At 60.1% G+C, this 20,107-nt stretch carries 23 protein-coding genes; 16 read left to right on the top strand and 7 right to left on the bottom strand.

Annotated elements, in window-relative coordinates; all coding sequences use genetic code 11:
• The first annotated feature begins 61 nt into the window (after positions 1-61).
• Positions 62-388, top strand: coding sequence for a TfoX/Sxy family protein (locus ACFWW4_RS04315; RefSeq protein ID WP_411889741.1), 327 nt, complete (start codon positions 62-64; stop codon positions 386-388).
• Positions 389-398: 10 nt separating this feature from the next.
• Here the strand turns inward: ACFWW4_RS04315 and ACFWW4_RS04320 are convergent, their stop codons facing one another.
• Positions 399-821: a hypothetical protein gene (locus ACFWW4_RS04320; protein WP_411889742.1), complete on the bottom strand. Its 423-nt coding sequence runs from the start codon at positions 819-821 to the stop codon at positions 399-401.
• Positions 822-949: 128 nt separating this feature from the next.
• On the opposite strand from ACFWW4_RS04320, the gene ACFWW4_RS04325 reads away from it, so the two are divergent.
• The 3 genes from ACFWW4_RS04325 (at position 950) to ACFWW4_RS04335 (ending at position 1,955) form a co-directional block, all read left to right on the top strand.
• A complete protein-coding gene (locus ACFWW4_RS04325; protein ID WP_411889743.1) occupies positions 950-1,354 on the top strand; it encodes a DUF4112 domain-containing protein in 405 nt (134 codons plus the stop codon).
• 63 nt (positions 1,355-1,417) lie between these two features.
• Positions 1,418-1,591, top strand: coding sequence for a YqaE/Pmp3 family membrane protein (locus ACFWW4_RS04330; protein ID WP_411889744.1), 174 nt, complete (start codon positions 1,418-1,420; stop codon positions 1,589-1,591).
• Positions 1,584-1,955, top strand: coding sequence for a DUF4112 domain-containing protein (locus tag ACFWW4_RS04335; RefSeq protein WP_411889745.1), 372 nt, complete (start codon positions 1,584-1,586; stop codon positions 1,953-1,955). The genes ACFWW4_RS04330 and ACFWW4_RS04335 overlap by 8 nt, the downstream gene beginning before the upstream one ends.
• Before the next feature lie 14 nt (positions 1,956-1,969).
• Here ACFWW4_RS04335 and ndk read toward each other — a convergent pair whose 3' ends face one another.
• Positions 1,970-2,392: a nucleoside-diphosphate kinase gene (gene ndk, locus ACFWW4_RS04340; RefSeq protein ID WP_393929161.1), complete on the bottom strand. Its 423-nt coding sequence runs from the start codon at positions 2,390-2,392 to the stop codon at positions 1,970-1,972.
• A 130-nt stretch (positions 2,393-2,522) separates the two neighbouring features.
• Between ndk and ACFWW4_RS04345 the strand changes: the two genes are divergently transcribed.
• Positions 2,523-3,833: an MFS transporter gene (locus ACFWW4_RS04345; protein WP_411889746.1), complete on the top strand. Its 1,311-nt coding sequence runs from the start codon at positions 2,523-2,525 to the stop codon at positions 3,831-3,833.
• A gap of 118 nt (positions 3,834-3,951) precedes the next feature.
• Here the strand turns inward: ACFWW4_RS04345 and ACFWW4_RS04350 are convergent, their stop codons facing one another.
• Positions 3,952-4,302, bottom strand: coding sequence for a DUF6614 family protein (locus ACFWW4_RS04350; RefSeq protein ID WP_411889747.1), 351 nt, complete (start codon positions 4,300-4,302; stop codon positions 3,952-3,954).
• A 120-nt stretch (positions 4,303-4,422) separates the two neighbouring features.
• Here ACFWW4_RS04350 and ACFWW4_RS04355 point away from each other — a divergent pair, with 120 nt between their 5' ends.
• The 4 genes from ACFWW4_RS04355 to ACFWW4_RS04370 all read left to right on the top strand — a co-directional run bounded on the left by ACFWW4_RS04355 (position 4,423) and on the right by ACFWW4_RS04370 (position 7,701).
• On the top strand, positions 4,423-6,276 hold the full coding sequence (locus ACFWW4_RS04355) for an ABC-F family ATP-binding cassette domain-containing protein (RefSeq protein ID WP_411889748.1): 1,854 nt from the start codon (positions 4,423-4,425) through the stop codon (positions 6,274-6,276).
• Between the two features lie 87 nt (positions 6,277-6,363).
• Positions 6,364-6,993, top strand: a complete 630-nt coding sequence (locus tag ACFWW4_RS04360) for a MarC family protein (protein WP_393929168.1) — start codon at positions 6,364-6,366, stop codon at positions 6,991-6,993.
• A gap of 16 nt (positions 6,994-7,009) precedes the next feature.
• Positions 7,010-7,588: a TIGR02281 family clan AA aspartic protease gene (locus ACFWW4_RS04365; RefSeq protein WP_411889749.1), complete on the top strand. Its 579-nt coding sequence runs from the start codon at positions 7,010-7,012 to the stop codon at positions 7,586-7,588.
• Entirely contained in the window at positions 7,585-7,701 is a 117-nt protein-coding gene (locus ACFWW4_RS04370; protein WP_411889750.1) for a DNA polymerase III subunit chi, read from the top strand. Before ACFWW4_RS04365 ends, ACFWW4_RS04370 begins: the two co-directional genes overlap by 4 nt.
• Here the strand turns inward: ACFWW4_RS04370 and ACFWW4_RS04375 are convergent.
• Complete coding sequence (locus tag ACFWW4_RS04375; protein ID WP_411889751.1) at positions 7,698-8,555, bottom strand: alpha/beta fold hydrolase; 858 nt, start codon at positions 8,553-8,555, stop codon at positions 7,698-7,700. The two genes, ACFWW4_RS04370 and ACFWW4_RS04375, sit on opposite strands and share 4 nt — an antisense overlap.
• Positions 8,556-8,630: 75 nt before the next feature.
• Between ACFWW4_RS04375 and ACFWW4_RS04380 the strand changes: the two genes are divergently transcribed.
• Positions 8,631-9,182 carry a TetR/AcrR family transcriptional regulator gene (locus tag ACFWW4_RS04380; RefSeq protein ID WP_411889752.1) on the top strand — a complete coding sequence of 184 codons (552 nt, stop codon included), beginning with the start codon at positions 8,631-8,633 and terminating at the stop codon, positions 9,180-9,182.
• 36 nt (positions 9,183-9,218) lie between these two features.
• Here the strand turns inward: ACFWW4_RS04380 and ACFWW4_RS04385 are convergent, their stop codons facing one another.
• The 3 genes from ACFWW4_RS04385 to ACFWW4_RS04395 all read right to left on the bottom strand — a co-directional run bounded on the left by ACFWW4_RS04385 (position 9,219) and on the right by ACFWW4_RS04395 (position 12,608).
• Positions 9,219-10,469 carry a PQQ-dependent sugar dehydrogenase gene (locus ACFWW4_RS04385; protein ID WP_411889753.1) on the bottom strand — a complete coding sequence of 417 codons (1,251 nt, stop codon included), beginning with the start codon at positions 10,467-10,469 and terminating at the stop codon, positions 9,219-9,221.
• 216 nt (positions 10,470-10,685) lie between these two features.
• A complete protein-coding gene (locus ACFWW4_RS04390) occupies positions 10,686-11,144 on the bottom strand; it encodes a DNA polymerase III subunit chi (RefSeq protein ID WP_411889754.1) in 459 nt (152 codons plus the stop codon).
• A complete protein-coding gene (locus tag ACFWW4_RS04395; RefSeq protein WP_411889755.1) occupies positions 11,145-12,608 on the bottom strand; it encodes a leucyl aminopeptidase in 1,464 nt (487 codons plus the stop codon).
• Positions 12,609-12,765: 157 nt separating this feature from the next.
• Here ACFWW4_RS04395 and lptF point away from each other — a divergent pair, with 157 nt between their 5' ends.
• Genes lptF through rsmA form a run of 6 tightly spaced genes read left to right on the top strand, consistent with a single transcriptional unit; the run spans position 12,766 to position 20,099 of the window.
• Positions 12,766-13,875, top strand: a complete 1,110-nt coding sequence (gene lptF / locus ACFWW4_RS04400) for an LPS export ABC transporter permease LptF (RefSeq protein ID WP_411890001.1) — start codon at positions 12,766-12,768, stop codon at positions 13,873-13,875.
• Positions 13,872-14,963 carry an LPS export ABC transporter permease LptG gene (gene lptG / locus ACFWW4_RS04405; RefSeq protein ID WP_411889756.1) on the top strand — a complete coding sequence of 364 codons (1,092 nt, stop codon included), beginning with the start codon at positions 13,872-13,874 and terminating at the stop codon, positions 14,961-14,963. Before lptF ends, lptG begins: the two co-directional genes overlap by 4 nt.
• Positions 14,963-17,059 carry an LPS-assembly protein LptD gene (locus ACFWW4_RS04410; RefSeq protein ID WP_411889757.1) on the top strand — a complete coding sequence of 699 codons (2,097 nt, stop codon included), beginning with the start codon at positions 14,963-14,965 and terminating at the stop codon, positions 17,057-17,059. The genes lptG and ACFWW4_RS04410 overlap by 1 nt, the downstream gene beginning before the upstream one ends.
• Positions 17,060-17,068: 9 nt before the next feature.
• A complete protein-coding gene (locus tag ACFWW4_RS04415) occupies positions 17,069-18,304 on the top strand; it encodes a peptidylprolyl isomerase (protein ID WP_393929190.1) in 1,236 nt (411 codons plus the stop codon).
• A complete protein-coding gene (gene pdxA, locus ACFWW4_RS04420; protein ID WP_411889758.1) occupies positions 18,301-19,266 on the top strand; it encodes a 4-hydroxythreonine-4-phosphate dehydrogenase PdxA in 966 nt (321 codons plus the stop codon). Before ACFWW4_RS04415 ends, pdxA begins: the two co-directional genes overlap by 4 nt.
• Entirely contained in the window at positions 19,263-20,099 is an 837-nt protein-coding gene (rsmA, locus tag ACFWW4_RS04425) for a 16S rRNA (adenine(1518)-N(6)/adenine(1519)-N(6))-dimethyltransferase RsmA (protein ID WP_411889759.1), read from the top strand. The genes pdxA and rsmA overlap by 4 nt, the downstream gene beginning before the upstream one ends.
• The last annotated feature ends 8 nt before the right edge of the window (positions 20,100-20,107 follow it).

A 20,107-nucleotide genomic window follows, 5' to 3' on the forward strand; every position in this document is an offset into this window, starting at 1 on the left:
TCCTCCCCGATCTCGCCTCACCCCTCTGGCCCTTTTTTTGACCATTGGCTAGATTGCCGCCATGGCAGCCCTGACCACCATCCGCAACATTGGCCCGGCCTTCGAAAAAGCATTGAAAGAGGTTGGGATCACCACCGCAGAACAACTGCACGAGTTGGGTGCGGACGCTGCCTATACCAAGTTATTGGAAAACGGCTCTAAACCTCATTTTATCGGTTATTACGTGCTGCACATGGCGCTGCAGGGACGCCCATGGAACGATTGCAAAGGCGAAGAGAAAAAAGCCCTGCGCAAACAATTCGACAGAATCAAAGCACAAAGCTTTGATCAGGATCTGTCCGAGATGGAGCGCATTCTGGACAGTATCGGGGTCGGCAAGCGACGCTAGGGTCAGGGCCCTAGGGCGAACAAATACCTGTACGCTGGCATGCCCTCACCCGCGCAATTGCCTCTTCATTCGCGGACCTTGTCAATAACTGGCACATATTCCCGACAAAGTGGAGCACGCCATCATCGCCACGCACCAGCGGTGCCAACAAAGGAAAATCCGTCGACAGTATCGGACCGCCCCAAACCGGGTGCGGCGGCTCCCGGAACTGCGGCGCGATACGCACGCGAAGGGGCTTGTCCGGCAAATCTGGGCCAATGATCACCCCGTCAAATACGAAATCCGCGTCCACTTTTCCAACAACCATCATCCGATCATCAGTGTTTGGCAGAACCGCGAAATCATCGAAAGACGACATCTGACAGCGCAAGGCCAATGCCGTCTGCGGGATCGAAACCGCAAAAGACATACATAAAACGAAAGCAAAGTGCATGTCAGTATCCCCTATTTGTATCAGCTATGACGGCGACAAAGCGCACTTCCTTGGCAAAAACGGTCCGATCTACCTGACATAAAGTAAATACCCTTCACATAACCCTCAGAATCGGGTATGTTAATGGTATGAACATAGAACAAGATATCGATTTCGAACTCGCTCGCCTGCGCAAGCTGGCCTTCCGGATGGACGCAATTTTCTTCATCCCCGGTACGAATATTTCGATCGGTCTGGACAACATTGTCGGTCTGATCCCCGTTGTGGGTGACCTTCTGGCGGCGCTGCCGGGTCTGTGGATGATCCACCGGGCGCATAAGCTGGGAGCAACCCCCGGTGCGCTTGCCTATATGGCCATGAACGTCACGCTTGATACCGCCATCGGCGCGATACCCTTTGTCGGCGATGTTTTTGACGCGCTCTACAACGCGAATATCTGCAATTACAAAGCGTTAGAGCGCAATCTTGAAAAACGCGCGCAGAATGCCAAACCTGTCCGCGAACGCGAGCCATTGATGGTCAGCATGATCTGATGGGGAACCAAATGACGGTCCGCGCATTATGTTGTCAATCAATGTAACAGGAAAGGAAACGTCATGGACCTCATCCGCATCATCTTCGCCATTCTTTTGCCTCCCCTGGGGGTCTTCCTGCAGGTTGGTTTGGGCAAGCATTTCTGGCTCAACATCCTGCTGACAATTCTGGGCTATATTCCGGGCATCGTGCACGCCGTCTACATCATCGCCCGCGACGAACCGGCGCGTGTTTGAGATAACTGAAATAGACCGGCTCGACCGGATCGCGGACCGGATGGATAATCTGGTCCGCTTGCCTATTGTCGGGGTGCGGGTGGGACTCGATTCCATCCTCGGCCTGATACCGGGCATCGGCGATATCGCCGCTCTCGGACCCGCCGGATACATCATCTACCGCGCTCGCCAAATGGGCGCACCGAAACCTGTAATAGTCCGCATGGCCGTCAACACCGCCATCGACGCTATCATCGGATCAATACCCCTCGTCGGTGATATTTTCGACATCGGCAACAAGGCCAACAAGAAAAACGTCGCCTTGCTGCGCCGCCACATGGAAACGAAAAAGGGCGTCCTATTGGACGCCCCCGTTGCAGCATGATGTAGGGTGCGGTTTTACCCCACCAATTCTAGCCCGGAAAAGAAGAACGCAATCTCTTCGGCAGCCGTCTCCGGCGCATCAGAACCATGGACCGAGTTTTCGCCAATCGACAGCGCAAATTCCTTACGGATTGTGCCCGGTGCGGCATCTTCGGGATTAGTGGCCCCCATCACTTCGCGGTTCTTGGCAATGGCATCTTCGCCTTCCAGAACCTGCACGACAATCGGTTCCGAAATCATGAACTCACACAATTCGTCAAAGAACGGACGGTCCTTGTGAACACCATAAAACTGCTGCGCTTGCGCCAGTGTAAGATGGATCCGCTTTGACGCGATGACCCGCAGGCCTGCCTCTTCGAATTTCGCGATGATCTGACCGGTCAGGTTCCGCTTGGTGGCGTCAGGTTTGATGATGGAAAACGTGCGCTGGATAGCCATGTTTTACTGTCTTTCATTGCTAGATTGGTTTGCTTTGGCGGTCCCCTAACACGCAGCAATGCCCATGAAAAGGGGCCTGCGGCAAACACCACTATTTGCGTGCATCAGCCCCACGCGTTAGCGTCGATGCATGTGGCAGCTTATCGTCCATCCGGTCTTTGGCAGGCTTTTCGCAGCACAGGTCGTCGCGCTTCTGGGCACGGGGCTTTTGACCGTAGCGTTGGGCCTTCTGGCCTACGATCTGGCCGGGGCTGCGGCAGGGGCGGTCCTCGGCACTGCCTACGCGATCAAGATGGTGGCCTATGTCGGCCTGTCGCCGATCGCTGGCGCGCTGGTAGCCAACCTGCCGCGCAAGCCCGTTCTGATCGGTGCTGATCTGATCCGAGCCGGGGTCGCACTTGCCCTGCCATTCATCACCGAAATCTGGCAGATCTACGTTGCGATATTCCTACTGCAAACCGCTTCGGCTACATTCACACCCACCTTTCAGGCGACCATCCCTGATGTGCTGGAGGATGAAGACGACTATTCCAAAGCCCTCTCGCTCTCACGTCTGGCCTATGACACTGAAAACCTGATCAGTCCGGCACTCGCTGGCATTCTGCTGCTGATGATGAGCTATCACTGGCTTTTCGGCGGTACCGTCATCGGCTTTGCCTTGTCCGCCTTGCTGGTATGGGTCACAACACTGCCCTTGCGCAAACCCGGTAAGGACCGCCCATTTCGTGAAAGGCTGACGCGCGGGATGCGCATCTATCTGGCAACACCTCGGTTGCGGGGCCTGCTTGCGCTCACCCTCACCGCCGCAGCCGCCAGCGCCTTTGTCATCGTCAACACCGTCGTCGTCGTGCGCGATGGCTATGGCGGGACGGACGGCGATGTCGCCCTTGCCCTTGCGGCGTTCGGCGGCGGCTCCATGCTCGCCGCGCTCGCCCTGCCCGGCCTGCTGAAACGGCTCAGCGACCGGCCGGTCATGATCAGCGGCGCTCTGCTGCTGACCGCGCTGATGGGCGCGCAGGCCTTCCTCGCGCCCAACTGGACCACCTTCCTGGTCCTCTGGTGCCTGACCGGGATCGGCTATTCAACCACGCTGACACCGCAAGGGCGGCTTCTGCGGCGGTCAGCCCACAGCGACGACCGGCCCGCGGTTTTTACCGCGCAATTCGCCCTGTCACATGCCTGCTGGCTGGTCACCTACCCGCTCGCAGGCAGCGCGATGACCGCCTATGGCGCCGGTCCCACATTGGGTATCCTCGCCATTCTTGGTGCAATCGGTGTTGCGGCCGCATCCATCCTCTGGCCCGAAGGCGACCCGATCATCGTGCCCCACACCCATCCCGACCTGCCACCGGATCACCCGCATCTGCAAGGCGGCGGGCAACAGCACGCGCACGCGCTGATCATCGACGATGAACACCACGCCTGGCCAACCAACGGCTGACAGGCCAACCCTCAATGCAGCAAGACCTGCATCCCCCAGCGGGCGTGCCCTGACCATAATCGCACCCGGACCGATGCTGGGCCATCGCTCTTGCCCCACGGCGTCACAACCTCCAACGTCAGATCAGCGCCATCCGCTCCGCCCGCTCCGGATCGGGAAACGACCGATAAAGCCCGGTATCCACCTCCCCCACCATCTGATGGACAGTGGTGTAAAGACGCTCCACCGTTTCATCTCCGGTGCCGGTGAAACGAAACGCCTGATCCAGCTGGGTCATGTCGCGCAGCTCGATCTCCAGAAGGAAATCCCTGGCCCTTGGCGCACCAAACCCAAGTTTCCGCCGACACAGCCGCCATGATTGTATCACCCCGTTTTGCTGCAGATGATCCATCCACGCCGCAACCGCGACCGCAAAGGCAACCGCCTTGGCATTGTCAGCCAGATCGATCGAACAGTGATAAAGATTCATGATGGCACCCTGCAAAAAGCCCGCTGGCAACACCGTCGCAAATCAGAGTTTCAAAAAGGTTAGCACCGTCACAAGGTGCAGCGATTGACCCCGCAGCATTCCTCAAGCATAGCGCTCCTCATGCTCAAGATTTCAGACATCACTTACTCCGTCGAAGGCCGCACCCTGGTCGAACACGCGACCGTCACCATCCCCACCGGCCACAAGGTCGGCCTTGTGGGCCGCAACGGGTCCGGCAAGACGACGCTGTTCCGGGTGATCCGGGGGGAAATGGTGCTCGACACCGGCTCGGTCAGCATTCCCAAAGGCTGGAAAATCGGCGGCGTCAGCCAGGAAGTCCCGGGCAACGAGGTGTCGCTGATCAACACCGTCCTACGCGCCGATAAAGAGCGTGAGGCGCTGCTGGCCGAGGCGGACACCGCCACCGACCCCACCCGCATCGCAGAGGTCCAGACCCGGCTCGCCGATATCGACGCCTGGTCGGCAGAGGCGCGGGCGGCCACCATCCTGCGCGGTCTGGGCTTTACCAATGACGAACAGAAAATGCCCTGCTCGGCCTTTTCCGGCGGCTGGCGGATGCGCGTGGCGCTTGCCGCCGTCCTGTTCTCCGAACCCGACCTCTTGCTGCTCGACGAACCCACCAACTATCTCGACCTCGAAGGCGCGCTGTGGTTGGAGGCTTACCTCGTCAAATACCCCCACACTGTCCTGATCGTCAGCCACGACCGGGAACTGCTCAATCGCTCTGTCGGCGGCATCCTGCATCTCGAAGACAAGGGTCTGACCTACTACACCGGCCCCTATGACAGCTTCGCCAAACAGCGGGCGGCGAAACGCGCAGTCCAGGCGGCCGCGGCCAAGAAACAGGATGCCCAACGCGCGCACCTGCAATCCTTCGTGGACCGGTTCAAAGCCAAGGCATCCAAGGCCAAACAGGCCCAATCGCGCGTCAAGATGCTGGAAAAGATGGAAACGATCCGTGCACCAGAAGACGCCGCGCGCACGGTCTTCACCTTCCCCGAACCCGAAGAACTCTCACCCCCGATCATCGCCACAGAGGGCGCAGCTGTCGGCTATGGCAACCATATCGTGCTGCACGATCTGAACCTGCGGATCGATCAGGACGACCGGATCGCGCTCCTTGGGCGCAACGGCGAAGGCAAATCGACACTGTCGAAAATGCTATCCGACCGCCTGCCCGTCGCACGCGGTAAAATGGTTCGCTCCAACAAGCTCCGCATCGGCTTCTTCGCCCAGCATCAGGTCGAGGAATTGCGCGTCGAAGAAACCCCGCTCGACCATCTCTTCCGCGAACGACCGAACGAAGGGCAGGCCAAACTTCGCGCGCGGCTGGCCGGCTTTGGGCTTGGTGCAGATCAGGCAGAAACCGCCGTCGGGCGGCTCTCCGGCGGACAAAAGGCGCGGCTCTCGCTGCTGCTGGCCACCCTGCCCGCACCGCATCTCTTGATCCTCGACGAACCTACAAATCACCTCGACATCGAAAGCCGCGAAGCGCTGGTCGAAGCACTCACCGCCTATTCCGGCGCCGTCATCCTCGTCAGCCACGACATGCACCTGCTGTCGATGGTCGCCGACCGGCTCTGGCTGGTCAAAGACGGGCATGTGAAACCTTACGCTGAAGACCTGCAAACCTATCGCAAATTACTGCTGACCGCGGACAAGCCCGCCGAAAAAGATAAGCCGCAACCAACCAAGGCGGCAAAACCAGGCCGCGACCAGATCCTCAGCCTGCGGGCAGACGTGCGCAAAAACGAAGAACGGGTCAACAAAATCAACGAGATGCGCAACAAACTCGCCAAGAAACTCGCCGACCCTGCGCTTTACGAGGACGGCAAGGCAGGTGAACTGGCGACGTGGAACAAGAAATACGCCGAAATCATGGACGGTCTGGAACGGGCCGAGGCCATGTGGATGGCCGCGCTGGAAAAACTGGAGAAGGCGGAAAAAGCCTGATCTACACTCTTCTTTCTTCCAAAAATACTCCCGCCGGAGGCATCAAAATTCTAGAATTTTGATCCACCCCCTGTCAGACAGAACCGCATGACCGAACTCCCTGCCCTCATCGCCGCCTTTACCACGATGTTCATCATCCTGGACCCGCCTGGGTTGGCCCCCGTCTTCATCGCGCTGACACAAGGCATGACCGCCGCCCAACGGCGCGCCATCGCGGTCCGCGCCTGCCTCGTATCGGCGGTGTTGATGATTCTGTTCCTGTTCCTTGGCGAAACAGTTTTGGGCTTCATCGGCATCTCGATGGATGCGTTCCGGATCGCGGGCGGTATCCTGCTGTTCCTCACCGCCCTCGACATGCTGTTTCAGCGGCGGCAGGCCCGGCGCGAGGATAGCGCCGCCGAAGGTCAGGCCGAACATCATGACGATCCGTCCGTCTTCCCCCTCGCCCTGCCGCTGATCGTCGGGCCCGGGGCGATCACGACCATCATCCTGCTGGCGGGTCAAGCCGAGGGCGCGGCTGATTTCGGGGCCATTGCCGGGGTTCTGATGGCCGTTTTGCTGATCACTTTCCTGGCCTTTCTCGCCGCACCCGCCATCGAGCGTGCCTTGGGAAAGACCGGGCTGAACATTGTCACCCGCGTGCTTGGCATGTTGCTTGCCGCCTTGGCCGTGCAATTCGTTCTCGACGGATTGCGGGGTTTTGGGATCGGCGGATAGGTCCTATATCACTCTCATGACCACTGATCAGATCATGCAAGCCATCTATCTGGGCCTTTTGGGACTGGCCATTGCCGGGTCCTATATCGCCGCCAATCGCAATGATCTGGGCAAGATGGCCCAGCAGGCGCTGATCTGGCTTTTGATCTTTGTCGGTGTCGTGGGGGCCTACGGGCTGTGGGATGAGATCAGCAATGACGTGACCGGTCGCCAGACCTTCATCGGCGATGCCCGGGTCGAAGTACCACGCAGCCGTGATGGCCATTATTACCTGACCCTCGATATCAACGACGTCCCCGTCGATTTCGTGGTTGATACGGGGGCGAGCCAGGTGGTGCTCACCCGGCGAGATGCCGCGCGGATCGGGCTTGATCCCGACACGCTCAACTATTTCGGCTCTGCCAGCACCGCTAATGGTGTCGTGCGCACCGCCCCAGTGCAGCTCGAAACCGTGGCGATGGGCGATATCCTCGACCGCAACCTGCCTGCCGTTGTCAATGAAGGCGAAATGGAAGGCTCGCTTTTGGGCATGACCTATCTGGGGCTTTATGACCGGATTGAAATCACCAATGGCCGACTGGTGCTGACACGATGAGACGTGCCAGCCTCCTTTGCGCTTTGATCCTGCTGGCAGCTTGTACCCCCACCCCGCCGGAATTGCCCGAGGGGTTCGATCCCACCTTCGCCTTCTTCATCGCGCCCGCCTAGGCAATCAGCGCGTCCCAGATCACCTTGTTACGGGTGGCAAACGGGCCGATATGGCCGATCTTCTGCAATCCATGCGCCGCCGGATCAACAACCAGCTGCTTCTTGCGGGCCCACGGATAGAACTGCATCAGCCGCCACACCGCTGCAGGCGGCACCATGACATCATCCTTGATCGCCACCACCTTCATCTCGGCCTTCAACCCGTTCCAGTCCGGCATCGGCATCCGGTGGCCAATATCGGCAGCAAAGAACCCACGCGATGTGCACCACCGGCGCCATTGCCAGAATACGCCCGCAGGCAGATCGAACCCATAACCCAATCGGCGCCCGGGCACGTAACCCATAAGTTTCGTGAGCGGCGGGCCGATCAAGTGCCAGAAGGCCCCCACCTCAACCCGATACGGAAACGGATGGTCCGAGAAATGCACAGGACCGCTCGCCACGGTGATCACCCGGTCGATCCGGTCCAGACCCTGCTGAAATGATAACAACAACCCGCCTAGCGAATGGCCAATCACCCAAAGCGGTGCGCCCGGAAACAGCTCTGCCAGATGATCGCGGGCGGCCTGCTGATCATGCACACCCCAATCGACCATCGTGGCCCGGCTTTGGCGGGCCGCCCGGCGGGCCGACGCCCCGAAGTCGCGATAGTCATACGTCAGACAGGCAATCCCTTTTTCAGCAGCCAGCCATTGGGCAAATGCGGCGTAATAGCTTTGCGGCACACCTGTGGCCGGGTTCAGAACCGCCACCGCCAGCGGGCGCGCCGGGGGCAGGAAAAGCTGACCCTGCAGTTTGTGCCCGCCGGAATAGAACCGCTGTGGCTCCGGGCCGATATCGACATGCATATTCATCGTCATCACTCCTAGACCGTTTGGTCTAATTGTGACGGTAGACCGATCGGTCTAATCGTGCAATACCCTTTCTTCATGAAAGACACGCGTACCAAACTGGCCCTCAAGGCGGGGCTGCTGTTCCAGCAAAAGGGATATCACGGTGTCGGCGTGGCCGAGATCCTGCAAGAGGCCGGTGTACCGAAAGGATCGCTTTATCATCACTTCCCAAACGGCAAGGCTGACCTGGCACTGGCCGCCGCTGACATCGCCTCGACCGAGATGCTGCGGATCATTGACGACTCGTTCAGCCCGGCAACGGATTACGCAAACGGAGCCACGACGCTGTGCTACAAGCTGGCTAAATTCTTTGACATTCAAGAGGGCAAGATCGGATGCCCGGTCTCGGCCACCTTGCTGGAAGGCCCGGAAAACGCGACCTTTCAACTGGCATTGAAAGAGATTTTCAATGCCTGGATGGCCCGCATCCGCGACCACGCCATCCGGCTGGGCGAAACGCCCGCGCAGGCGGACGCCGACGCGCAGCGGCTCTTTCTGGCTATTCAGGGCGGCTGGACCCTCGCCCGTGCGACCCGCAATTCCGATGTGTTGCGCGGTCTGCCTGCGCTGATCCTCTCAGCGGCCTAGCACCCACGCCGCGCAGCGCGGCGTGGGCACGTGTTATCAGCCGCCAGGTGTCAGCTTGTGGATTTCACCTTCATCCACTGCGGCATAAAGACTGCCATCCGGCCCCAGCACGACCGACCGAAACCGCCCGGCCTCCATCGGCAGGGTCATCTCGGTGACGTCGATGACGGACTGTCCATCGTCCGACAGTTCGATCACATCAATCCGCTGACCAATCGGGGTACCGCCAAAGCCGATCCCCATGATCCCAACCACCATACTGCCATCCCAATCGCCCCACTGGTCACCAACCAGGAACGCGGCCGACGATGTGCCTTGGGACCAGCCATTATTGTCCCAGATTGGCGGCATGGCATCGGGATAAGTGGCCAGATCGGTCATCGGCATGAACGATGCGCGCTGGTAGCGATTCATCCCGTCCATTTGGTTTGGCATGTAGCCGCAGTAATTGTCCGGACAGTCACCGCGTCCGGCCATGTTCGGGCGCGGGTCCCATCCAGCATTGCCCCCATTTTGCAGCACGGTGATTTCATCCGAATGCCAAGGACCGTGCTCCGCCACAATCGGGGTGCCGGTTTCCGGGTGGAACGCGATGCCCTGAATGTTGCGGTGTCCATAGGTGTAGGTGCGCGGATCAAACCCGTCGGGCGGCGCGTTGTCGGGGGCCGCATTGCCGTCGGTGTCGATGCGCAGCACCTTGCTGCCCATCAGCGTCGGGCTTTGCGGCACTTCGCCGTTATGCGTATCGCCCGTGGTCAGATAGAGGAAGCCATCCGCCGGATTGAACCGCACCCGACCGCCATTATGGGCACCGGTGTCACCAAACGGGTGATCGGTCGCCGCCGTCTTGTAAGGCACATCATCGACGATATCAGTGCGATCCGAAACATTGGTGAAGTCCTCGTTCACGACCAGCCGCATCAGCCTGTTGGTCTGCGGATCAGACAGGTTGGAGGTCGAATATACGTAGATCCGGCGATTGTCGGCAAAATCCGGATCAACGGCCACACCATTCATTCCGGCCTGCCCGTCGCAGAACAGATCATCTGCCGTTGTCCCGTAACCCTCGCTACCATCCATGCCCAACAGGGCATTGACCTCACCCGATGGCATCAGCACGGAAAGCCCCTTGCACTTTTCGGTAAAGAACATGGTGCCATCGTCAAGAAACGCCATATCCCACGGATTTTCGAGATCGGACAGCACATAAGTATGCTGAAGACTCGTCGTATTCGGCCCGGCTTCGACAAGCACGGGCGCAGCCGTCAGGACGGCGGCAGCGGCCATTGGCATAAGCCATACGGCAGGTCTTTGGATTGATCGGTCGTGCATAACTTCCTCCCCAAAAGAATGTTCAATCGGCCCAAAAGGCCGAGGCGCATATTTCCCCTACGTCAACTGATAACAGTCGAACGATAAACCCGAACCGGAAAACATCAAGTATTTTGATTGGGTTGGCGCGGCCAAGCGGCCTTGCAAACAAGGGACAAATTGATTTGCGCCTTAGCTGGCCTTCTCGGCCTTTTTGATCCAGCGCCCGCCGTCCTGCGCCCAATACTGGGCCGCGCATCCGGCATCGGTCAGGGCTTTCCACTGCCCCCGCGCATGCTCCAGCGCCGTCCCGTCATGGCCGTCGAACAGGATGCAGACACGTTCGACTGCCGTCACTTCGTCCGCGCTGACATCCGCGCCACCAACGCTCATTACACATGCAAAACCGTCGCTCGGCACATCGCCCAGCAGCACAGGCTGGTCAGCATCATGCGGACCACCAGCCATGCCATGTGGCAGAAACCCGTCATCCGGCCCCTGCCACAGCACATCATCCAAGCGTTTGAGCAACGCGGGATCAGACCCGCGCACCAACACCCGCCAGCCCGCACCACGGGCCTTGCTGATCAGCATGGGCAGGGTCGCCTCAAGCGGGCTATCGGTCAGATGATAGAAATAGGCCGCGCCCATCTAGCCCTCGTACATATCTGCCACCAGACGGTTCAGCGCCATCACACCCCAGCCTGTCGCACCCGCAGGGGCAAGCGCCGTTTCGGATTTCACACTGGCCACCCCTGCGATATCCAGATGGCACCAAGGCACGTCATCTTTCACGAACCGCTGCAGGAACTGGGCCGCTGTGATCGACCCCGCATTGCGGCCACCCACATTCTTCATATCCGCGATCCGCGATTTCAGCAGGGCGTCATAAGCTTTGGCCATGGGCATACGCCATGCGCCTTCGCCCTCGGCCTTCGCCGCCTTGATGAAATCACCGCTCAATTCGTCAGAGTTGGAAAACACGCCGGCATTTTCATTGCCCAAAGCCACCAGAATGGCGCCAGTCAGCGTCGCCAGATTGATCATCCCCGCAGGCTTGAACCGGTCCTGCGCGTACCAAAGCACATCAGCCAGTACCAAACGCCCCTCTGCATCGGTATTGATGATCTCGACCGTATCGCCCTTCATCGAGGTGACGACATCGCCCGGGCGGGTGGCCGAACCAGAGGGCATATTTTCCACGATCCCCACAAGGCCCACCACATTGGCCTTGGCCTTGCGCAAGGCGAGCGTGCGCATCACACCAGCCACAACACCGGCACCACCCATATCCATTGTCATGTCTTCCATGCCGGCGGCAGGTTTGATGCTGATACCCCCGGTATCGAACACCACGCCCTTGCCCACCAGCGCAAAGGGCGCGTCTTTCTTCTTGCCGCCATTCCAGGACATGACGACAACTTTAGACGGGCTGACCGACCCCTGCCCGACACTCAGCAAGGTGCGCATGCCCAGCTTGGCAAGGTCCTTTTCTTCAAGCACCTCGACCTCAAGCCCCAGATCGCGCATGGCCGCCAGACGGTCGGCGAAATCCGTGGTGGTCAGGATATTGGCAGGCTCATTGGTCAGATCACGGGTAAAAAACACACCTTCGGCAATGGCGTTCAGCGGCGCCTTGCGCAGTTCATCAGGCTTGGAAACCATGCATGTCACCTCGCCGCGACCGGGCTTGTCACCGGTCTTGTGCGTATCGAAATCATAGGCGCGCAGCATCAGACCCAGCGCAATTTCATCCGCCCGGCCAATCGACCCGGCCAGAACCAGCAGCGATTTGTCGCCCAACCGCTTGGCGATCTGCGCACCGGCCTTGCGGGCCTCCTGCGATGACGGGCGACGCCCCAGCTTGACCACCAACACACCGGTCGCGGCCATGCCCACCGGATAGGACAGCAGCGACACATCACCCGGTGATGCCTTTTCAAAGGCTTCGCTTTCCACAAAACGGGCCAGCGACTTGCGGGTCAGCGTGTTCACCTTCCGCGCGCCCGCATCCAGCTTGCCATCGCCATCCACAAATACCGCCACCAGACCATCGGCGGTGGCCACGGCATCAAGATCGACATCTTTGAACTGAATTTCGATGGGCGTGGTCATGGCAGCTCCTGTTTCTGAGTGGTTGCCGCAATAGGTAGCCCGCACCCGGCGCAATGACCAGATAGCTGTTCAATCCATCTGGCGGATGGGCTAGTTTGCCGCAAATCAGGCAGGCATATCGGCAAAGGATGCAGCATTGGGACGATTTGACAGGTATATGCTGTCGCAACTGATGGTGCTGTTTGGCTTCTTCAGCCTTGTCCTCGTGCTGATCTACTGGATCAATCGGGCCGTCGTCCTGTTTGACCAGCTGATCGCTGACGGGCAATCCGCATGGGTGTTCCTGGAATTCACCGCGCTGACACTACCTGCCGTGATCCGGCTGGCCCTGCCGCTGGCAGCCTTTGCAGCGGCAATTTACGTGACCAACCGGATGACAACCGAATCCGAACTGGTCGTCGTACAGGCCACCGGCTATTCCGCCTTCCGGTTGGCACGGCCGGTCCTTTACTTCGGACTGATCGTGGCGCTGCTGATGTCCATTCTCATGCATTTCCTTGTGCCTATCAGCACCGCCCGGCTGGCAGAGCGGCAAAACGACATCGCCCAGAACGCGACAGCACGACTCCTGACCGAGGGTCAATTCATTGAACCGATCCAGAATGTGACCTTCTATGTCCGTGAAATCACACCGGCGGGTGAGTTGTTGAACATCTTTCTGTCCGACACGCGCAACCCTGATGAGGAAGTGACCTATACGGCGGCTCAGGCCTATCTGGTCCGCGACGGGGACGACACCCAATTGGTGATGGTGGACGGCATGGCACAGACGCTGCGGACTGCCGACCAGCGGTTGTTCACAACCTCATTCGACGATTTCGCCTACAATATCGGCAGCCTGATCACTACCGGCACCAGCCGCGGGCGGCGGGCCTCGCAGGTTCCCACATGGGAGTTGCTGAACCCGACGCCCGCGCTAGAGGAAGAGACGGGGAACAGTGCTGCACGACTGTTGTCGCGCGGGCATGATCGGTTCAGCCAGTCGATCCTTGGCACGGTCGCAGCCCTGCTTGGCTTTGCCACGCTGCTTATCGGGGGCTTCAGCCGCTTTGGCGTCTGGCGGCAGATCGTAGCGGCGATATTCCTGATCATCGTGGTCAAGGGCATCGAAACCGCCGGCCTCAACGCGGCGCGGGCCAATGAAAACCTGTGGTTTGCAACTTATCTGCCAAGTATTGCGGGATTCTTTATCGTCTGGTGCCTGCTTTTTGCCGCCAGCAGGCCGTCTTTGTTCAAACGCCGGATCAGGGACAGCGTACCATCATGATCCTGCACCGTTACTTTGCCCGACGCTTCCTGATGACCTTTCTGGGTATCTTCGCTGTATTTCTTCTGATGCTGGTATTCATCGACCTTGTCGAACAATTGCGACGCTATGCAAATGACGCCAGCTTCGTCGAGGTTTTTGCACTGACCCTGCTCAATGTCCCGCAAGGGATCTACCGGATCATGCCGCTGATCATGATTCTGACAGCCATCGCGCTCTTTCTCAGCCTTGCCCGATCGTCGGAAATGGTTGTGACACGGGCAGCGGGGCGTTCGGCGCTGCGGGCCCTATGGGCGCCGTTGCTGGTGGCATTGATGATCGGGCTTGTATCGGTGGCCATCTTCAACCCCATCGTCGCTGGTACACTCAAACAGTTTGAGGCGCGCAGCGGTGCCCTGAAGGGCGAAAGCTCGGTCCTGTCAATCGGCTCCTCCGGCCTTTGGCTGCGGCAGGGCAACCGGGAGGGTCAGACAGTGATCCGGGCGCAAAGCGCAAATCTCGATGGCACCGTCCTGAACGAAGTCACCTTCATCAAATTCACGCCAGAGGGCGGGCTGGTGCAGCGGGTCGACGCAACCAGCGCCATCCTGAATGACGGCGCTTGGACATTGGCCAGCGCCAAACTTTGGGAACTGGATGGGGAACAAACACCCGAAGCCTCCGCCACGTTGCACGACACGCTCACAATCCCCTCCAGCCTGACCCCCGATCAGATCAGGGACAGTTTCGGTACACCCGCATCCATTCCAATCTGGGAACTGCCAGCCTTTATCGACCGGCTGCGCACGGCGGGCTTCTCGGCCCAGCGACATCTGGTCTGGTTTCACACCGAACTGGCACTGCCCGCCTTTCTGGTATCGATGGTCATGATCGGGGCAAGCTTCACCCTGCGCCACCAGCGCGGCGGGCGCACCGGGCTGATGGTGCTTTTTGCGATCATTCTGGCCTTCGTGATCTATTTTATCCGCAACTTCGCGCAAATCTTAGGGGAAAACGGCCAACTGCCCGCCGTGCTCGCCGCCTGGGCACCGCCGCTTGCCGCCATCGCCCTGTCACTCGGCTTTCTTCTGCATAACGAGGACGGGTAATGCGCATCATCGCTCTTCTGCTGATGCTGCTGCCCGCCGCGGCGCTGTCACAAGGGGCTGCGACCTTGGTGGCCGACAACGTGACCCTGAACGGTCAGGATCAGCTGATTGCCAGCGGCAATATCGAGGTGCTGTACGAAGGCAACCGGCTGAGCGCCAGCCGGATCATCTATGACCAGACCACCGACCAACTCACAATCGAAGGGCCGATTGTTCTTCAGGCCGCTGACGGCACGCTTTTGACGGCTGATCAGGCCAGCCTTGATCCCCAGCTTGAAAACGGCGTTCTGCAAGGGGCACGACTGGTGCTGGATCAGCAACTGCAGGTCGCGGCCAACCAACTCGACCGGCGCAATGGGCGATACTCGCAGCTTTATCGTACAGTCGCATCATCCTGCGCTGTTTGCGGCAACCGGCCGCCCATCTGGAGCATCCGCGCCGAACGGGTCATCCATGATCAAACCGAGCAACAGCTCTATTTCGAAAACGCGACCTTCCTGATCCGCGACGTGCCTGTGGCATGGATCCCGCGCATGCGCCTGCCGGACCCAAATCTGGAACGGGCCACGGGTCTACTGATCCCCGAACAGGCCAACACGACGCAACTCGGAACAGGGATCAAAGTCCCCTATTTCATCACGCTTGGGGATCACCGGGATATCACCGTCACACCGTATCTCTCACCCGAAACCCGGACACTGGAACTGATCTATCGGCAGGCCTTTGTGAACGGGACTTTCCGGGCGGAAGGGGCGGTCAGCGATGACACGTTGGAAGATGAAAACCGGTCCTATGTCTTCGCCGAAGGGGCATTCAGGCTGTCTGGCGACTACCAGCTGAGTTTTGATATCGAAGCGGTCAGCGACCGGGCCTATCTGCTGGATTACGGCTATTCGGGCAAGGACCGGCTGGACAGCGCCATCGGGCTGCTGCGGGTCAGCGACAGCACGCTGACCCAGGTCAATCTGACCTATTACCAGACGCTGCGCGACGACGAAGACAATTCGTCCCTGCCCCCCATCGTGGCCGACCTTAGCTATGAAACGCGGACCCGCCCCACATTCGGCGGCACGCTGACGCTTGGGGCCAGCCTTGACGCCGCATATCGCTATAGCGACACCAATGGGGATGCAGGTCGGGATGTCACCCGTGCTGGCGCGCGCGCGGTGTGGCAACAGGGCCGACTGCTGGGCTACGGGATCGTCGGCGAATGGCAAACAGGCGTCCGGGCCGATATCTACGACGTGCAGGATGACACGGCATTCGAAGACACCAACCTGCGGATCGTGCCACATGTCGGCGTGACCTTGCGCTGGCCCTGGGCGATGACCACCGATACCGGCACTTCGCATCTGATCGAACCAACTGTATTGATCGCCGGATCGGATCAGTTCGGCGACATCCCCCCGAATGAGGACAGCACGCGCAGCGAATTCGATCAGGCCAACCTGTTCTCGATCTCGCGCTTCGCTGGTGAGGACGCGGTTGAGACCGGCGGACAGGTCGCAGCGGGCGTGACATGGACACGTACCGGTTCTGCGGGCACAATCTCAACTCTAACATTCGGGCGAGTCTCACGCACCGAAGACAACCCCGATTTCACCCGGTCATCAGGGCTGGCCAACAACCAATCCGATTGGGTCGTGGTCGGGCAATTGCAGATCCCCGACGGGTTCGCGTTCGACGCCCGCACGCTGTTCGACGACAATCTGGAACCCACACGGGCCGCCAGCCTGATCCGCTGGCAGAACGAAACGGTTTCGCTCTCCGCCGCCTATATCTGGCAGGCCAAGGATGCCGCGGAAAACCGACCTGATACCGTATCGGAATGGACGCTTGATGCAGCTTTCGAACTCAGTCAGGCGTGGTCTCTCAGCCTCGACGCCCGCTATGACGTGGCTGCCGACCGGCCAGTACGCGGCGGGATCGGGCTGGAATGGCGCAACGAATGCATTACCATCGACGTTTCCGCCTCGCGCAGGTACACGTCTTCCACTACGGTAGACCCGACAACATCATTCGGGCTCAGCGGGTCGATCAGCGGGTTCTCCGCAGGCCGGTCCGGGGGCCGCCCCGCAGCCCGTTGCACGAACTGAACGAAGAAGATGAGGAACCGCATGCGCGCACGTTTGTCACTTGCCACGCTTTTGGCCCTGATGCTGGGTTTTGCCCTTGCAGGCACTGCTGGCGCCCAAGGGCAATTCGCCCCGGCAATCACGGTCAATGAACGGGCGATCAGCCAATACGAGATCGACCAACGCAAGCGTTTGCTGGAGTTGTTCCGCACGCCCGGTGACCTCGACCAACAGGCACGCGATGGGTTGATCGAGGATCGGCTGAAACAGCAGGAGCTTGACCGTGTCGGGCTGGTCCTGACCGAAGAGGCGCTGAATACAGCACTTGAGGAATTCGCCGGGCGGGCCAATCAGGATCTCGATCAATTCACACGGGTCCTGCAGCAAAACGGCATAGATTTCCAAACCTTGCGCGACTTTGTCGAGATCGGGATTAGCTGGCGCGACTACATCCGCAGCCGCTTCAGCAGGCAGGTCACCATCACCGATGCTGATGTGGAACGGGCTATCGCAGGGCGCGGCAACAGCACCACTGCGATCGAAGTACTCTTGTCCGAAATCATAATTCCGGCCCCGCCAAACCGGGCACGACAGGCGCAAGCCGCCGCTGAACGGATTTCGCGACTGCGCTCCTTCGGCGCGTTCGAAGCTGCAGCACGCGAAGTTTCTGCCCTGCCATCGCGCGATCAGGGTGGACGGCTCGGCTGGTTGCCAATCACCAACTACCCGCCACAATTGCGGGGCCTGTTGCTGGACCTGCGGCCTGGCGAAGTCACCGATCCGATCAACATCACCAATGGCGTAGCACTGTTTCAGATGCGTGGGGTACGCGAGGTCGCACAGACCGTCGCCTCACCTGCCAGCATTGACTATGCGGCCTACTACATCCCCGGCGGCCAGTCAGACGCCGGCTTACGCACCGCCGCCCAGATTGCCGCCAGCGTGGATACCTGCGATGACCTCTACGGAATCGCTCGGAACCAACCGGCAGAGGTGCTGGACCGCAGCGATGTGGCCCCATCCGAAATCCCGCAGGATGTGGCGCTTGAGCTTGCCCGGCTTGATCCCGGCGAAGCGTCCTACAACCTGACCCGCAATAACGGGCAAACACTGGTTTTCCTCATGTTATGTGGACGCACCGCCGCCGGTCAGGGCGAAGCTGATCCGGATGCGGTGCGCAACCAGATCCGCGGCCAGCGGCTTGCCGGTTTTGCAGATGCCCTGCTCGAAGACCTACGCTCCTCTGCCGTGATCACGTTCCGATGAAACCTGTCGCAATCAGCTGCGGGGAACCCGCCGGGATCGGGCCCGAAATCGCCGTCGCCGCATGGCAGGCGCTCAAGGATAATCTGCCGCTTGTCTGGATCGGCGATCCATCGCACCTGCCATCCGGTACACCGTTTCAGCCCGTGGGCAAGGCAGCGGACGCCAAGGCAATCGTACGTCACGCCTTGCCCGTTCTTGTGCAAAACTTCGGCTCTGCCGCCACACCCGGCGTGGCCAATCCGGCACATGCCCAAGGAGTGATCGACGCCATCCGGACCGGTGTCGAACTTGTCGTGAACAATCAGGCCAGCGCTTTATGCACCGCCCCCATTCACAAGGCCGCGCTCATTGACGGGGTTGGGTTTTCCTACCCCGGCCACACCGAATATCTGGCGGCACTCGCTGAAACCGACCGGGTGGTCATGATGCTGGCATGCGATGCTTTGAAGGTGGTTCCGGCAACCATTCATATCCCGCTATCCGCCGTTGCGACCGAACTGACCGAAGCGCTGCTGTCCGACACGCTTCAGATCACACATCAGGCGCTGCAAAAGGATTTCGGCATCGCCAACCCGCGCATTGCGGTGGCCGGTCTCAACCCCCATGCTGGCGAAAGCGGCAAGATGGGCAGCGAAGAGATTGACCTGATCTCGCCACTCCTGACGACGCTACGGGCCAAGGGGATGGATATCACTGGCCCGCTTTCCGCCGACACTATGTTTCACGCAAGCGCGCGCGAAACCTATGATGTGGCCGTCTGCATGTATCACGATCAGGCGCTGATCCCGATCAAGACTCTGGATTTTTCAGGCGGGGTCAATGTCACGCTTGGGCTGCCGTTTATCCGCACCTCGCCCGATCACGGCACGGCTTTCGACATCGCGGGCAAGGGGGTTGCTGATCCGACCTCAATGATCGCAGCGCTGCGCATGGCCGCCGAAATGGCACAAGCACGCGGATGAGCCGGATCGACACGCTGCCTCCCCTGCGCGAGGTAATTGCGAAACACGATCTGGCCGCCAAGAAATCGCTGGGGCAGAATTTCCTGCTCGACCTCAATCTGACAGCCAAGATCGCGCGATTGGCGGGGGATCTGACGCAAGCGGACATCCTCGAAATCGGCCCCGGTCCCGGCGGGCTGACGCGTGGGCTTCTGGCCGAGGGGGCGCGCAAGGTGCTGGCTATCGAAAAGGATCCGCGCTGCATGCCGGCCCTTGCCGAAATCGCCGACGCCTATCCGGGGCGGCTGCAGGTCATCAACGGCGACGCGCTCACCGTCAACCCGCTCGACCATCTGACCAAACCGATCAAGATCGCGGCCAACCTGCCCTACAACGTCGGCACCGAACTCCTCGTGCGCTGGCTGACCCCACCGGCTTGGCCCCCCTTCTGGGACAGCCTGACACTGATGTTCCAGCGCGAGGTGGCACATCGCATCGTCGCCCAGCCCGGCAGCAAGGCCTTCGGGCGGCTCGCGCTGCTGGCGCAATGGCGCGCCGACGCGCAGATCGTCATGGAACTCCCGCCAGAGGCGTTCACCCCCCCGCCCAAGGTCAGCTCTGCCGTGGTCCACCTGACCGCCCTGCCCGCGCCTCGTTATCCGGCTGACCCCGGAATACTGAACACAGTTGTGGCCGCCGCCTTCAACCAGCGGCGCAAGATGCTGCGCTCGGCACTCAAATCCGTGAGCCCGGAGATCGAGGATCACCTGACCGCCGTGGGGATCAAACCCACCGAACGGGCGGAACAGGTCGGGCTTGAGGAATTTTGCGCCCTCGCCCGCAGTCTCGCGTGACACCGTCC

This window comes from Yoonia sp. SDW83-1 (assembly GCF_046762885.1).
Lineage (GTDB): Bacteria > Pseudomonadota > Alphaproteobacteria > Rhodobacterales > Rhodobacteraceae > Yoonia.